This is a genomic window from Streptomyces sp. NPDC053474 (assembly GCF_044544845.1).
Taxonomy (GTDB): Bacteria; Actinomycetota; Actinomycetes; order Streptomycetales; family Streptomycetaceae; genus Streptomyces.
In genome coordinates this window covers 193,845-210,921 of record NZ_JBITXV010000016.1, presented here as the reverse complement: position 1 = coordinate 210,921, position 17,077 = coordinate 193,845, and the positions used below count along the sequence as shown (strand labels likewise).

Here is a 17,077-nt window from a genome sequence, read left to right as displayed (position 1 = left end):
GTGCGCACCGACCTCATCAAGCCGCTGCCCGTCGTACTCGTGGAGAACGCGGCCCGGTTTCCCGACAAGGCGGCTTTCGAGGACGACCGGCGGGCGGTCACCCACGGCGACCTGGAGGCGCGGACGCGCAGGCTGGCCGGACACCTCGCCGCGCTCGGTGTGGCACGCGGCGACCGGGTGGCCCTCTGCCTCGGCAACACCGTGGCCACGGTGGAGAGTTACCTCGCGGTCGTGCGCGCCGGTGCCATCGGGGTGCCGCTCAACCCGGCCTCGGCCCTGGCCGAACTGGAGTACGCACTCGCCGACAGCGGCGCCACCGCGGTCATCACCGACCCCGCGCGGGCACGGCGGCTGCGGAGCTCACCGGCCATGGCGCCCGCCACCACGCTCCTGGTGACGGGCGAGGAGCCCGAGGCCGTCGAGGGGCCGGGCGCGCACGCGTACGACCGGCTCGCCGTCACCGAGCCGACCGAGCCCGCCCGCGACGACCTCGGCCTCGACGACGTGGCCTGGATGTTCTACACCTCCGGGACCACGGGGCGCCCCAAGGGCGTCCTGTCGACCCAGCGCAACTGCCTCTGGTCCGTGGCCTCCTGCTATGTGCCGATACCCGGACTGACGCACGAGGACCGGGTGCTGTGGCCGCTCCCGCTGTTCCACAGCCTCTCCCACATCGCGTGCGTCCTGTCCGTCACCGCGGTCGGCGCCACCGCCCGGCTCCTGGACGGCGCCTCCGCGGACGACGTGATCAAGGCGCTCCGCGAGGACGGCACGACGTTCCTCGCCGGGGTGCCCACCACCTACCACCACCTGGTGACCGCAGCCCGGCAGCACGGCTTCTCCGCGCCCGCCCTGCGGATCGGCCTGGTCGGCGGCGCCGTCACCGGGCCCGGACTGCGCCGGGACTTCGAGGACACCTTCGGCGTCCCGCTGGTCGACGCCTACGGCAGCACCGAGACGTGCGGGGCCATCACCATCAACCCGCCCGACGGCGCCCGGGTCGACGGGTCCTGCGGCCTGCCCGTGCCGGGCGTCGGGGTCCGCGTCGTCGACCCCGACACGGGCCGCGACGTCCCCGTCGGGCAGGAGGGCGAGGTGTGGGTCAGCGGGCCGAACGTCATGGTCGGCTACCACAACAGCCCCGACGCGACCGCCGAGGCGCTGCGCGACGGCTGGTACCGGACCGGGGACCTCGCCCGGCGCGACGACGCCGGGTACGTCACCATCCGCGGCCGCATCAAGGAACTCGTCATCCGGGGCGGGGAGAACATCCACCCCGAGGAGGTCGAGGCGGTCCTGCGCACCGTCGAGGGCGTCGCCGACGCGGCCGTCTCCGGCGCGCCCCACCGCACGCTCGGCGAGGTGCCCGTCGCCTACGTGGTCCCCGGCCCCTCCGGCTTCGACACGGCCGCGCTGATCGACCGCTGCCGCGCACAGCTCTCCGCGTACAAGGTGCCGGAGCGCGTCCACGAGGTCACCGCCATCCCCCGGACCGCCTCGGGCAAGACGCGGCGGCGCCTCCTGGCCGACCGGCCGAGCAGGCTGCGGTACGCGGCGAGCGGCCACCACGACGGGCTCCTGAGCTTGGACTGGGCTCCGGTGACGCCACCGGCGGACCCCCACCCCCCGGCCCGGACGTGGGCCGTGGCCGGACCCTCGGCGGCCGGGCTCGCCACGGCCCTGCGCGCCGCGGGCGCCGACGCACGGCACTACCCGGACCTGGCGGCGGTCCGGGCCGCGGTGGCCGCCGGGGACGCGGTCCCCGAGGTCACGGTCGTCGTACCGCCGTCACGGACCGGCGGCACCCGGCCCGCGGACCAGGCGGGCCCTCCGGACGCGGGGCACGCGGCCGTCGCGCGGGAGTCGCTCGCCGAGGGCCGCGGCGCCGCCCGGCAACTGGACGGACAGCTGCGGGCCTGGCTGGCACGGCCGGAGCAGGCGGCGGCCCGCCTCGTGGTGCTCACCCGCGCGGCCCTCGCGGCCACCGGACGGGACGGGGCGCGGGACCTGGCGGAAGCGCCCCTCTGGGCCGTCGCCCGGTCCCTCCAGGAAGAGGGCGCGGGCTCGCTCACCCTCCTCGACCGCGACGCGGACGCGGCCCCGGAGACCCTGTTCGCCGCGCTCGCCGTCAACGAGCCGCGGATCGCGGTGCGTTCGGGCACCCTGCTGGCCCCGCGACCGAGCCGATTGCCCGTGGACGACGTGCCCGGCGTAGCCGCCTGGCCGGGAGCCACCGGCACGGTGGTGGTCACCGGGGCGGACACGGAGCACGGCACGACACTCGCGCACCGGCTCGCCACGGTCCACCAGGTGGAGAACCTGCTGCTCGTCGACGCCCCCGCAGGTACGTCAACCGACCCCGCCCCGGCCCCCACGGGTACGGACGCCGTCCGCGTGGCCGCCGACGGGCGCGATCCGGAGCCGCTGCGGGCCGCCCTCGCCGGTCTGCGGCGACCGGTGAGCGCGGTGGTGCACGCCGCCGACGACCCCGAACTCGCCCTGTTCCTCGATGAGATGACCGCCGAGTCGGGAGCCGTCTCCTTCGTCGCGGTGTCCGGCGCGGCCGCCCTGGTGGGTTGGCCCGGCACTCCCGACGCGGCCGTCGGCGAAGCCCTGACCGAAGCGGTGGTGCGGAACCGGCGGCTGCGGGGCCTGCCCGGCACGTTCCTCGCGCGGGTCGGCGAGCCCGGCGCCGCGAGCTCGGCGGACGAGGAGACGGGGTGGGCGCGCGCCGCGTTCCTCACCGCGTTCGACCTCGCCCTGACGACGAACCCGGCGACGCTCCTGACCCTTGACCCGAGCGCACCGCCCGACGTGCGCCGACTCCCCGCGCCCCTCGCGGACTTGGCGGGGCACGAGCAGGCGCCGCCCCGGCGGCGCGAGCCCGACGCGGCCGTCACGGCGGCGCTGCGCGACCGCCTGACCGCGCTGGACGAGCGTGCGCAACGGGCGCTCCTGGAGGACCTGGTCCGTACGCGGACCGCCGCCGTGCTGCACCGGTCGGGGCCCGAACCGATACCGGCCGACCGGGCCTTCCGCGACCTGGGCCTCACCTCGATGGCCGTCGTCGAACTGCGCAACCGGCTGACGGAGAGCACCGGCCTGCCCCTGCCCACCACCGTCGTCTTCGACCACCCCACCCCGGAGGCGCTGGCCGCCCGGCTGCGTGCCGAGCTCCTCGGCGTCACCCAGCCGGTGACCGAGGCGGCGCGGGCGGCCGACCCCGGCGAACCCCTCGCGATCGTGGGGATGGCGTGCCGGTTGCCGGGCGGGGTGACCGGCCCCGAGGACCTGTGGCGCCTGGTGTCCCAGGGCCGCGACGCGGTGTCGGGCTTTCCCGAGGACCGGGGCTGGGACCTGGAGGGCCTCTTCGACCCGGACCCGGACCGCGCGGGCACGTCGTACACCGACCAGGGCGGATTCCTCCACGAGGCCGGTCTCTTCGACGCGGGGTTCTTCGGCATCTCCCCGCGCGAGGCCACGGCGATGGACCCGCAGCAGCGGCTGCTCCTGGAAGTGTCCTGGGAGGCCCTGGAGCGGGCGGGCATCGACCCGGGCTCGCTGAAGGGCGCCGACGTCGGCGTGTACTCCGGCGTGTTCGGCCAGGGCTACGGGGCGACCGGCACCGGAGCCGTCGCACCCGAGGCGGAGGGCTTCGCCAGCACGGGCTCGGCGGGCAGCGTCGCGTCGGGCCGGGTGTCGTACGTGCTCGGTTTCGAGGGCCCGGCGGTCACGGTGGACACGGCGTGCTCGTCGTCGCTGGTGGCGACGCACTTGGCGGCGCAGGCGCTGCGGCAGGGCGAGTGCTCGATGGCCCTGGCCGGAGGCGCGACCGTGATGGCCACGCCCGGCACCTTCGTGGAGTTCTCCCGGCAGCGGGCCCTGGCCCCCGACGGCCGGTGCAAGGCCTTCTCCTCCACGGCCGACGGCACCGGCTGGGCCGAGGGCGTGGGCGTCGTGGTCCTTGAGCGCCTGTCCGTCGCGCGCGAACGCGGCCACCGGGTGCTCGCGGTCATCCGGGGCAGCGCGGTCAACCAGGACGGCGCCTCCAACGGCCTCACCGCCCCCAACGGCCTCTCACAGCAGCGCGTGATCCGCAAGGCGCTCGCCAGCGCCGGGCTGGCCTCGTCCGACGTGGACGCGGTCGAGGCCCACGGCACCGGGACGGCCCTGGGTGACCCGATCGAGGCGCAGGCCTTGCTCGCGACGTACGGGCAGGGCAGGGATCCGGAACGGCCGCTGTGGCTGGGCTCGTTGAAGTCGAACATCGGTCATGCGCAGGCCGCCGCCGGTGTGGCCGGTGTGATCAAGATGGTCCAGGCGCTGCGGCACGGGCTCCTCCCGGCCACCCTCCACGTGGACGCGCCCACACCCCAAGTCGACTGGTCCCTGGGCGCGGTGGAGCTCCTGACGGAGGCACGGGACTGGCCGCGCGCCGGGCGCCCGCGCCGGGCGGGCGTGTCGTCCTTCGGCGTGAGCGGCACGAATGCCCATCTGATCCTGGAGGAGGCGCCCGAGGAGCCGGTCGCGGAGGAGCCGGTGCCGGTGGGTGTGGTGCCGTTGGTGGTGTCGGCGCGGAGCCGGGCTTCGCTGGCGGGGCAGGCCGGGCGTCTTGCGTCGTACGTGGCGTCGGGTGCTGGCGCTTCGTTGGCGGGTGTGGCCGGGGCGTTGGTTTCCGGTCGAGCCGTGCTGGGTGAGCGCGCGGTGGTGGTGGCGGGCTCGGGCGAGGAGGCGCTGGCCGGGTTGCGGGCCCTGGCACGTGGCGAGCACGCGGCGGGTCTGGTGACCGGTACGGGCACGCCGGGCAGGGTCGTGTGGGTGTTCCCGGGGCAGGGGTCGCAGTGGGTGGGGATGGGTCGTGAACTCCTCGATGCTTCGCCGGTGTTCGCGGAGCGGGTGGGGGAGTGTGCGGCGGCGTTGGGGCCGTGGGTGGACTGGTCGCTTGTCGACGTACTACGGGGTGAGGCTGAGCCCGAGTTCCTTGAGCGGGTGGATGTGGTGCAGCCCGCGAGTTTCGCGGTGATGGTCGGTTTGGCTGCGGTGTGGGAGTCCGTTGGGGTTCGGCCGGATGCGGTGCTTGGTCACTCGCAGGGGGAGATCGCGGCGGCGTGTGTGGCGGGGGCGTTGTCGCTTGAGGATGCGGTGCGGGTGGTGGCGTTGCGGAGTCGGGCCATCGCTCGCGAGCTGGCCGGGCGTGGGGGCATGGCTTCGGTTGCCCTGGGTGAGGCGGAGGTGGCGGGGCGGCTGGATCCCTGGGCAGGTCGGGTGGAGGTCGCGGCCGTCAACGGGCCCTCGTCCGTGGTGGTCGCGGGTGACGCCGAAGCCTTGGACGAGGTACTGGAGGCCCTGTCCGGTGACGGCATCCGCACCCGCCGCGTGGCGGTGGACTACGCCTCCCACACCCGCCACGTAGAGGACATCGAGGACGTGCTCGCCGAAGCACTGGCAGGTGTGGACGCGAAGGCCCCGGTGGTGCCGTTCTACTCGACCGTGACCGGTGGCTGGGTGGAGGAGGCCGGGGTCCTGGACGGCGCGTACTGGTACCGCAACCTACGCGGTCAGGTGCGGTTCGGTCCGGCCGTGGCCGACCTTCTCGCGCAGGGCCACGGCGTGTTCGTAGAGGTCAGCGCCCATCCCGTACTCGTACAGCCGGTCGCTGAGGCCGTGGGTGCTGACGTGGTGGTGACCGGGTCGCTGCGCCGGGGCGAGGGTGGTCTGCGGCGGCTGCTGGCGTCGATGGCTGAGTTGTTCGTGCGGGGTGTGGCTGTCGACTGGCGTGGCGTGCTGCCCGCGTCGGGGTCGGTGCCCGTGGAGTTGCCGACGTACGCCTTCGACCACCAGCACTACTGGCTGAAGCCGGTCGCGGAGGCCACCGACGCGGCCTCGCTGGGGCAGACCGCGGGGGACCATCCACTCCTTGGCGCGGTCGTCGCCATGCCGGACTCCGGTGGGCTCATGGCCACATCGCGGTGGTCGCTCCGGTCGCAGCCGTGGCTCGGGGACCACCTGGTGGGTGACGTGGCCGTGGTGCCGAACGCCGCCCTGGTCGAGGTGGCCGTCCGGCTCGGTGACCTCCTCGCGAGCCCCGCACTCGACGAACTCACCATCGACGAGCCCGTGGTGCTGCCGCGCCGTGGCAGCCGCGGCGTCCAGGTCGTCGTCGGTGAGCCGGACGAGGCGGGACGGCGGCCGGTGGAGGTCTACTCCCGCGCCGGGGACGCCCCGCTGGCCGCGCGCTGGACCCGGCACGCCCGCGGCACGCTGTCGCACGGCACGACGACCGAGGTGACACCCTCGCGGACCGGGCCCGCGACCGAGGTCGCTCTGGACGGTGCCGCCCTGCGCGAAGCGGGCCGTTACGGTATGCACCCCGCGCTCCTCGACGCCGCCGTCCGCACGGTCGTCCCCGACGGCATGGTGGCGTCGGTGTGGACCGGGGTGACCCTGCTGGCGTCGGGCGCCACCACGCTCCACGTACGAGCGGGCGAGACGTCGCCGGACGGCACCGGGCTGCGGCTGACCGACCCCGCGGGGCAGCCCGTCATGACCGTCACGTCCGTACGCGGGGCCGCGTTCACCCCCGAACAGGCGGGTGGCGTCGATGAGGTGGCGCACGACGCGCTGTTCCGCGTCGACTGGGCGGAGCTGACGCTGCCCGCCGTGGACCGGGCGCTCGACGCGGTGACCGTCGCGGATGCCGAGGACGTCGGTGCCTGCGCGGGGCCGGGCACGTCGGTCCCCGAGGTCCTGGTGTACGAAGCCGTGCGCGCGACCGCCGACCCCCGGCCTGCGGTCAACGCGGCCCTGGCCGTGCTCCAGGCCTGGCTCGCGGAGCCCGCGCTCGCGGGGACCCGGCTCGCCGTCGTCACCGGGGACCGTACGGAACTCGGCGCGGCCGCGGTGTGGGGTCTGGTGCGCTCGGCGCAGTCGGAGCATCCGGGCCGGATCGTCCTCGTGGAGCTCGACGCGGACTCCCGGCCCGCGCTGCCCGCCGCGCTGCTGAGCGGCGAACCGCAGCTGAGGGTGTACGGCGGAGCCGCGGCGGTGCCCAGGCTCGCCCGGGTGGACGTACCGGAGCCCGGCGCCGGGCGGCGGCCCCGCCCGCTCGACCCCGAAGGCACCGTCCTGATCACCGGCGGCACCGGAACGCTCGGCGCCACCACCGCGCGGCACCTGGTCGCCGCGCACGGCATCCGCCACCTGGTCCTCGCCAGCCGCCGGGGCGCGGCGCCGGAGCTGCGGGAAGAGCTGGCCGGGATGGGGGCGTCCGTCACCGTCGCCGCCTGCGACACCGCGGACCGGGCCCAGGTGGCGGAGCTGCTGCGGGCGATACCGGCCGCGCGTCCGCTCACCGCCGTGGTGCACGCCGCCGGTGTCCTGGACGACGGGGTGCTCACCGAGCTGACCCCGGAACGCGTCGACACCGTGCTGCGGCCGAAGACGGACGCCGCGCTGCACCTGCACGAGCTGACCCGGGACCTGGACCTCGCCGCGTTCGTCCTGTTCTCCTCGGCGGCGGGCATACTCGGCAACCCGGGGCAGGCCAACTACGCCGCCGCCAACGCCGCCCTGGACGCCCTGGCGTGCCAACGGCGCCGGGCGGGCCTGCCGGGGGTGTCCCTGGCCTGGGGCTACTGGGCGACGGCCAGCGGCATGACCGCGCACCTGGGCGCCGCCGACCTGCGGCGCAACCAGCGCATCGGCATGGCGGGCCTGTCCGCCGCCGATGGCATGGCCCTGCTGGACGCCGCCCTGCGCACCGACGCGGACGACCCGCTGGTCGCGGCGAGGTTCGACATCGCCGCGCTGCGCACGGCCGCGGCCGCGGGGCCGCTGCCCCCGTTGCTGCGCGGCCTCGCCCCGCGACCGCGCCCCACGGCCGGGGCGTCGGCCCCCGCCGGGCCCGCGTCGCTGCGGGAACGCGTCGCCGCCCTGGGCGCCACCGAGCGGACCGAGGCCCTGGTCGACCTGGTGCGCGGGCACGCCGCCGAGGTGCTCGGGCACACCACCGCCGACGCCGTACGGGCCGACCGGACGTTCAAGGAGGCCGGGTTCGACTCGCTGACGGCGGTGGAGCTGCGGAACCGGCTCGCCGCCGCGACCGGGCTCGCCCTCTCCCCGGCCATGGTCTTCGACTACCCGAAGCCGACCGCGCTCGCCGGGCACCTGGCGGCCGAACTCCTCGGCGTACCGCAGGAGCATCCGGCCGAGCCCGCCGCGCCCGCCCGCACGGCCGACGAACCGATCGCGATCGTGGCGATGGCGTGCCGCTTCCCCGCCGGTGCGCACAGCCCGGAGGACCTCTGGCGCGTGGTGGCCGAAGGGACCGACGCGGTCACCGAGTTCCCCGACGACCGCGGCTGGGACACCGACCGGCTCTTCCACCCCGACCCCGACCACGCGGGCACCACCTACGTGCGCCACGGCGCCTTCCTCGACGACGCCGCCGGGTTCGACGCCGCCTTCTTCGGCATCTCGCCGAACGAAGCCCTCGCCATGGACCCGCAGCAGCGACTGCTCCTCGAAACGTCCTGGGAGGCGTTCGAGCGGGCCGCGATCGACCCGGCCACCCTGGCCGGGCAGGACGTCGGCGTCTTCGTCGGCGTCAACAGCCACGACTACAGCGTGCGGCTGCACCAGGCATCCGGTGCCCCCGGCATCGAGGGCCTGCGGCTCACCGGCGGCTCGGGCAGCGTCGCCTCCGGCCGCGTCGCCTACCACTACGGCTTCGAGGGCCCCGCCATCACCGTCGACACGGCCTGCTCCTCCTCCCTGGTGGCCCTGCACCTGGCGGCGCAGGCGCTGCACCGGGGCGAGTGCTCCATGGCCCTGGCCGGTGGCGTGATGGTGATGGGCACCGTGGAGACGTTCGTGGAGTTCTCCCGGCAGCGCGGGCTCGCCCCCGACGGCCGGTGCAAGGCCTTCGCGGACGGCGCCGACGGCACCGGCTGGTCCGAGGGCGCGGGGCTGCTCCTCGTGGAGCGCCTCTCGGACGCCCGCCGCCGGGGCCACCGGGTCCTCGCCGTCGTCCGCGGCTCCGCCGTCAACCAGGACGGCGCGTCCAACGGCCTGACGGCGCCCAACGGCCCCGCGCAGCAGCGCGTGATCCGCCAGGCCCTCGCCCACGCGGGCCTCACCACGTCGGACGTGGACGCCGTGGAGGCCCACGGCACGGGCACGACCCTCGGCGACCCGATCGAGGCGCAGGCACTGCTCGCGACGTACGGGCGGGACCGGCCCGCCGGACGGCCGCTGTGGCTCGGGTCCGTGAAGTCGAACATCGGGCACACCCAGGCGGCGGCGGGCGTCGCCGGTGTGATCAAGATGGTCATGGCCATGCGCCACGGCACGCTCCCCAGGACGCTGCACGTGGACCGCCCCTCGTCCCGCGTCGACTGGTCCGCGGGCGCGGTGGAGCTCCTGACCGAGGCCCGGGCGTGGCCGCGCGAGGGCCGTCCGCGCCGGGCCGGGGTGTCGTCCTTCGGCATCGGCGGCACCAACGCGCACGTCGTCCTGGAGGAGGCCCCGGAGCAGGAGGCCCCGGAGCAGGAGGCCCCCGGCCGAGCGACCCTTCACCAGGAGGCCCCCGACCACTTGGCGGCCGTCGAGCCCGAGCCTCAGCCCGGCGCCCCGGCCCTGGTCCCGCTGCCCGTGTCGGCCCGCACCCCCGCCGGGCTGCGCGGCCAGGCCGACCGGCTCGCCCGCTTCCTCGACGACCGGCCTGACGTACGCCTCGCGGATGCGGCGCACGCCCTCGCCACCACGCGCGCCCGGCTCGACCACCGCGCCGTCGTCCTGGCGTCCGACCGGGGACAGGCCGGTGCGGAGCTGCGCGCCTTCGGCAGGGGCGAGGAGAGCCCCGCCGTGGTCTCCGGCACCCCCGTCCCGGGCAAACTCGCCGTCCTCTTCACCGGGCAGGGCAGCCAGTGGCCCGGCATGGGCCGCGAACTCGCCGCGGCGCACCCCGTCTTCCGCGACGCCTTCGCCGCCGCGTGCGCCGCCGTGGAGGCGCACCTGGGCGGGCACACGGAACGCCCGCTGCGCGAGGTGGTGTTCGCCGCACCCGGGGCGCCCGGCAGCGAACTGCTCGGCCGGACCCTGTACACGCAGGCCGCCCTGTTCGCCCTGGAGACGGCGCTGTTCCGGCTCTTCGAGTCCTGGGGGGTACGGCCGGACCTCCTCGCGGGACACTCGATCGGGGAGATCACCGCCGCGCACGTCTCCGGAGTCCTCGACCTGGCCGACGCGGGCGAACTCGTCGCCGCGCGCGGCCGGTTGATGCAGGCACTCCCCGCCGGCGGCGCGATGGTCGCCGTCCGGGCGACCGAGGCCGACGTCGAGCCGCTGCTCGCCCGGGCGCGGGGCGCGGTCTGCGTCGCCGCGGTGAACGGCCCCGACGCCCTGGTGCTCTCCGGCACCGAGGACGCCGTCCTGGCCCTCGCCGACGACCTGGCGCGCCAGGGGCGCAAGACGCGACGGCTCCCGGTCGGCCACGCCTTCCACTCCCCGCTCATGGAGCCCATGCTCGACGCGTTCCGCACGGTCGCGGAGCGCCTGTCGTACCGCACCGGCGACCTTCCCGTCGTCTCCACGCTGACCGGCGCCCTCGCCCGGGACGGACGGCTCGCCACCCCCGGCTACTGGGTCGACCAGGTGCGCGGCACCGTACGGTTCGGCGACGCCGTCACCGCGCTCGGCGGCCTCGGGGCGACGACGTTCCTCGAACTGGGCCCGGGCGGGGCCCTCGCCGCGATGGCCCTCGGCTCCCTCGGCGCGCCGGAGCAGAGCTGCGTCGCCACCCTGCGCAAGGACGGCGCGGAGGCCACCGACGTCCTGACCGCGCTCGCCGAACTCCACGTGCGCGGCACGGCCGTGGACTGGACGTCCGTCCTCGCACCCCCGACCACGGCGGCCGGAGCCGACCTGCCCACCTACGCCTTCCAGCACCAGCGGTACTGGATCGAGCCCGACCCCACCGCACCGGCAGGGGCGGAGGCGCTCGGCGCCACCGGCGCCCGGCACCCGCTGCTCGGCACCGTCATCGACGTGCCGGGCGACGACGGCGGCAGCGGCGGCGTCGTGCTCACCGGGCGGCTCGCACCCCACGGCCCGGGCCGCCTCCCCGGCCTGACGGCCGCCGACGGCACCACCGCGATCCCGGCCGCCGTCCTCCTGGACATGCTCGTCCGGGCCGGTGACGAGGTGGGCTGCGGCAGCCTCGAACAGATCGAGGTCGACGAGCCGTTGACGGTGCCGGGGCGCGGCCACACCCACGTACGGGTGTCCGTGGCGGCCCCGGCGCCCGACGGCCGCCGCCGCGCCACCGTCCACGGCCGCCCCGCGGGCCCGGAGCAAGGGCCCTGGACGTGCCACGCCCGAGCCGTCCTCGTCCCCGGAACCCCGCGCCCGGCCTTCGACCTGCGGACCTGGCAGCCGCCCGAGGACACCCCCGGGGAGCGCGGGTGGCGGCAGGGCGACCACACCTGTGCCGAGATCGCCCTCCCGGACGAACTGGCCGATGAATCACGCCAATTCACTCTCCACCCCGTGCTCATCGACACCGCGCTGCGCGTCCTGGCCGCGCGTACGGGAGCGGACCCGACGGCGAACGCCGCCGATCTGGCCGCCTGCGCCGGACTCGCGGTGTACGCGGAGGGCGCCGCCTCGCTGCGGCTGCGGATCACACCGGGGCGGGACGGCCGCCACCTGCTGGAGCTCGCGGACCCGGACGGTGAACCCGTCGCGTCCCTGGGCCCGTTGAGCCTGACCGGCCCGGCCGGGCACGGCGGGGCCCCCGCCGCCGCGCGCGAAGTCGCCGCCGACGTGCCGACGGCGACCGGGGCCGTCCCCCGTCGCGCGGCCGCGCGACGGGACGGTACGGGAGACGCCCTCGCCGACCGGCTGGCCGGGCTCTCCGCCGCGGAGCAGCACCGCGTGGTCCTCGACCTGGTCCAGGAGAGCACCGCGGTCGTCCTCGGCCACCGCGCCCGGGACCGCTTCGACTTCGACGCGGAGCAGCCCTTCAAGAACCTCGGCTTCGACTCCCTCGGCGCGGTCAAGCTCCGCAACCGCCTGCGCGACTTCACCGGCGTGGAGCTGCCCAGCACCCTGGTCTTCGACCACCCGACCCCCGCCCTCCTCGCGGCCCACCTGCGGGCCGAACTCCTCGGCGAGCAGCCCGACCCGCCTGCCCCGGCCCCGGCAGTGACCGCCGACGAGCCCATCGCGATCGTCGCGATGAGCAGCCGACTGCCGGGCGGAGCGGACAGCCCCGAGGAGCTGTGGACGCTGCTCGTGGAGGGCAGGGACGCGATCTCCGGCTTCCCGGTGGACCGCGACTGGGACCTGGACGGGCTGTACCACCCGGACCCGAGCCACTCGGGCACGAGCTACACGCGCTCCGGCGGCTTCCTCCACGAGGCGGCACGGTTCGACGCCGGGCTCTTCGGCATCTCCCCGCGCGAGGCCCTCGCCATGGACCCGCAGCAGCGGCTGCTCCTCGAAACCTCCTGGGAGGCCCTGGAGCGGGCGGGCGTCGACCCGCTGTCGGCCCGGGGCAGCGACATCGGCGTCTTCACCGGAATCGTCCACCACGACTACGTGACCCGGCTCCACCAGGTGCCCGAGGACGTGCAGGGCTACCTCATGACCGGTACGGCGGCGAGCGTGGCCTCGGGCCGCGTGTCGTACGTCTTCGGCTTCGAGGGCCCGGCCGTCACCGTGGACACCGCCTGCTCCTCCTCCCTGGTCGCGATGCACCTGGCGGCGCAGGCGCTGCGGCAGGGTGAGTGCTCGATGGCCCTGGCCGGGGGCGCGACCGTGATGGCGAGCCCGGACGCCTTCCTGGAGTTCTCCCGGCAGCGCGGCCTGTCCGCCGACGGCCGGTGCAAGGCCTTCTCCTCCACCGCCGACGGCACCGGCTGGTCCGAGGGCGTGGGCGTCGTCGTACTGGAACGCCTCTCCGTCGCCCGGGAACGCGGCCACCAGGTCCTCGCCGTCATCCGGGGCAGCGCGGTCAACCAGGACGGCGCGTCCAATGGCCTCACCGCCCCCAACGGCCCCTCACAGCAGCGCGTGATCCGCCGCGCCCTCGACACGGCGGGACTCACCCCCGCGGACGTGGACGCCGTGGAGGCCCACGGGACCGGGACGGCCCTGGGCGACCCGATCGAGGCCCACGCCCTCCTCGCGACGTACGGACAGGGCCGCGACGCCGAACAGCCGCTGTGGCTCGGCTCGTTGAAGTCGAACATCGGCCACACCCAGGCCGCCGCGGGTGTCGCCGGTGTCATCAAGATGGTCATGGCCATGCGCCACGGGACGCTCCCCAGGACGCTGCACGTGGACGAGCCCACGCCGCAGGTCGACTGGTCGGCGGGCGCGGTCGAGCTCCTCACCGAGGCCAGGGACTGGCCGCGCGACGGGCGTCCGCGCCGGGCCGGGATCTCCGCCTTCGGCGCCAGTGGCACGAACGCCCATCTGATCCTGGAGGAAGCCCCCGCCGAGGAGGAGCGGCCCGCCCCCGAGCCGACGGGCGTGGTCCCGCTGGTGGTGTCGGCGCGCGGCGCCGGATCGCTGGCGGGCCAGGCCGGTCGCCTCGCGTCGTACGTGGAGTCCGGTGCCGCCGGGGTGCCCCTCGCGGGCGTGGCCACAGCACTGGCGTCGGGCCGTGCCGCCCTGGCCGAACGCGCCGTGGTGCTGGCCGACGCGCCCGCCGAGGCCCTGTCGGGGCTGCATGCGCTGGCCCGGGGCGAAGGCGGACCGAACGTGGTGACCGGCAGCGCGACCGGCCCGGGCGCCCTCGGCAAGGTCGTGCTGGTGTTCCCGGGACAGGGGTCGCAGTGGGTCGGGATGGGGCGTGAACTCCTGGACTCGTCACCGGTGTTCGGGGAGCGGGTGGGGGAGTGTGCGGCGGCGTTGGAGCCGTGGGTGGACTGGTCACTTGTCGACGTACTACGGGGGGAGGTGGATCCCGAGTTCCTTGAGCGGGTGGATGTGGTGCAGCCCGCCAGCTTCGCCGTGATGGTGGGCTTGGCGGCGGTGTGGGCGTCCGTGGGCGTGGAGCCGGACGCGGTCCTCGGTCACTCGCAGGGGGAGATCGCCGCCGCGTGTGTGGCCGGGGCGCTGTCCCTCGACGACGCGGCCCGTGTGGTGGCCGTGCGCAGCCAGGCCATCGCCACGGAGCTCGCCGGACGGGGCGGCATGGCGTCCGTCGCGCTCGGCGAGGAGGACGCGGCCGCACGCCTGGAGCGGTGGGCCGGTCGCGTCGAGGTGGCCGCCGTGAACAGCCCGTCCTCCGTCGTCGTCGCCGGTGACGCCCGAGCCCTGGACGAGGCCCTGGCGGCACTCGACGCCGACGGCGTCCGCACCCGGCGCGTGGCCGTGGACTACGCCTCGCACTCCCGCCACGTAGAGGACATCCAGGGTGCGCTAGCCGAAGCACTGGCAGGAGTGAGCGCGAAGGCCCCGACAGTGCCGTTCTACTCCACCGTCACCGGCGGCTGGGTGACGGACGCCGAGGTCCTGGACGGCGCGTACTGGTACCGGAACCTGCGCGGGCAGGTGCGGTTCGCACCCGCCGTGGCCGAGCTGCTGCGGCAGGGGCACGGCGTGTTCGTGGAGGCCAGCGCCCACCCGGTCCTCGTGCAGCCCGTCACCGAGGCCGTCGAGAGCGCCGACGCCGCAGCGGTGGTGACCGGGTCGCTGCGCCGCGAGGACGGCGGCCCGCGGCGGCTCCTCGCGTCGATGGCCGAGCTGTTCGTGCGGGGCGTGGCCGTCGACTGGTCGGCCGTGCTGCCCGCCGGGGCCGCGGCCGCGGCCCGGTCGGCGCGCGCGGACCTGCCGACGTACGCCTTCGACCACCAGCACTACTGGCTGCGCGAGGCCGCCGCCGACGACGACACCGCCGACGCGGCCGAGGGCGCGGACGCCGACTTCTGGGCCGCGGTCGAACACGCCGACGTGGACTCCCTCGGCGCCCTGCTCGACACGGCGGCGACCGACCAGCTCGGTGCCCTGAACACCCTCGTGCCCGTACTCGCCGAGTGGCGCGGGAAGCGCCGCCGGATGTCGACCGCCGAGAAGCTGCGCTACCACGTCACCTGGCGGCCGCTCGCCCACGAACCCGCGGGCGTGCCCGGCGGCCGGTGGCTGGTCGTCGTACCGTCCGGACGCACCGAGGACAGCGGTACCGACGCGCTCCTGGCGGAACTGACCGGCCTCGGGTTCGCCACGCTGCTCTTGGAGGTCGGCGCGGCCGACGGCACCCGCGAACGGCTCGCCGAGCGGCTGGGCGCGCTCCTCGCCGAGCACGACGTGGCCGGTGTGCTCTCGCTGCTCGCCCTGGACCGCGGCGCGCGCGGCGGCCCGCAGGACCCGACCGCCGTCACCGCCGCGGCGCTCGCGCTGATCCAGGCCCTGGGGGACACCGGCGCGACACCGCCGCTGTGGTGCCTGACCCGGGGCGCGGTGAACATCGGCATCCACGACACCCTCACCTCACCCGCGCAGGCGGCGCTGTGGGGCCTTGGCCGCGCCGCCGCGCTCGAACGGCCCGACCGGTGGGGCGGCCTGATCGACCTGCCCGCCGTGACCGACCCGCGCACGGCCCGGCAGCTGCTCGGCGTGCTGAACTCCGCCGCCGGAGAGGACCAGCTCGCGGTCCGGCGGTCGGGCGCGTACGCGCGCAGGCTGGTCCGCAAGGCCGCGCCGGACACCGTCGGCGACAGCGGCTGGCAGCCCCGGGGCACGGTCCTGGTCACCGGGGGCGCCGAAGGCCTCGGCAGGCACGTCTCCCTGTGGCTCGCGCTCACCGGCGTCGAACGGCTCCTCGTCACCACCACCGCGCACGCGCCCGCCGGAAGCGTGGCCGAACTGCGCGCCGAACTCGCAGGACTCCACCTCCGTACGGAGGTGGAGTCCTGCGCCGACACCGACCGGGACGCCCTCGCCCGCCTCACGGCCGCGCGGGACCCTCAGCGGCCCCTCACGGCCGTCGTGCACGCGGCCGACCTCACCTGGACCAGCGCCGTCGACGACACCGGCGCGCACGACCTCGCCGAGGTGTTCGCGGCCAAGGCGGACACGGCGGTGTGGCTCGACGAACTGTTCCAGGACACGCCGCTCGACGCCTTCGTCGTCTTCTCCTCCATCGCCGGGGTGTGGGGCGGTGGCGGTCAAGGACCCTCCGGCGCGGCCAACGCCGTCCTCGACGCCCTGGTCGAATGGCGCCGCGCCCGGGGCCTGCGGGCCACCTCGATCGCCTGGGGCGCCCTCGACCGGATCGGCGTCGGCATGGACGAGGCGGCCCTCGCCCAGCTGCGCCGCCGCGGCGTCCTGCCCATGGCGCCGCAGCTGGCCGTGACGGCCATGGCGCAGGCGGTGCGGGGCAACGAGAAGTCCGTGACGGTGGCCGACATGGACTGGGCCGCCTTCGTCCCCGCCTTCACCTCGGTACGCCCCAGCCCGCTCCTCGCCGACCTGCCCGAGGCGCAGGCGGTGCTCCAGGCCGCGGGGGACGACGGCGAGGACAGCGGCACCGCCGCGACCCTCGCGGACTCCCTGCGGGCGGTCTCCGACACCGAGCAGAACCGCCTCCTGCTGCGCCTGGTCCGCGGCCACGCCTCGACGGTCCTCGGCCACGGCGGCGCGGAGGGCATCGGCCCGCGCCAGGCGTTCCAGGACGTCGGCTTCGACTCGCTGGCCGCCGTGAACCTGCGCAACAGCCTCCACGCGGCCACCGGGCTCCGCCTGCCCGCCACCCTGATCTTCGACTACCCCACCCCGGAGGCGCTGGTCGGCCATCTGCGCACCGAACTCCTCCGGGAGCCCGACGACGGCCTCGCCGGACGGGAGGACGACCTCAGGCGGGTCCTCGCGTCCGTGCCGCTGGCCCGGTTCAAGGAGGCCGGGGTGCTCGACGCCCTCCTCGGCCTCGCCGAAGCCGGGGCCGAGGCCGAGGCCGACGTGACCGCGGACGCGGAGACGACCGCCGCCGACGCCGAACTGATCGACGCGATGGACGTCGCCGGTCTGGTGCGACGGGCCCTGGGCAAGACGAGCTGACCACCTGTGAACG

The 17,077-nt window shown here is 75.9% G+C and carries 1 protein-coding gene; it reads left to right on the top strand.

Annotated features, from left to right (window positions below):
* A complete protein-coding gene (locus ACIG3E_RS32255; protein ID WP_399623101.1) occupies positions 1-17,064 on the top strand; it encodes a type I polyketide synthase in 17,064 nt (5,687 codons plus the stop codon).
* The last annotated feature ends 13 nt before the right edge of the window (positions 17,065-17,077 follow it).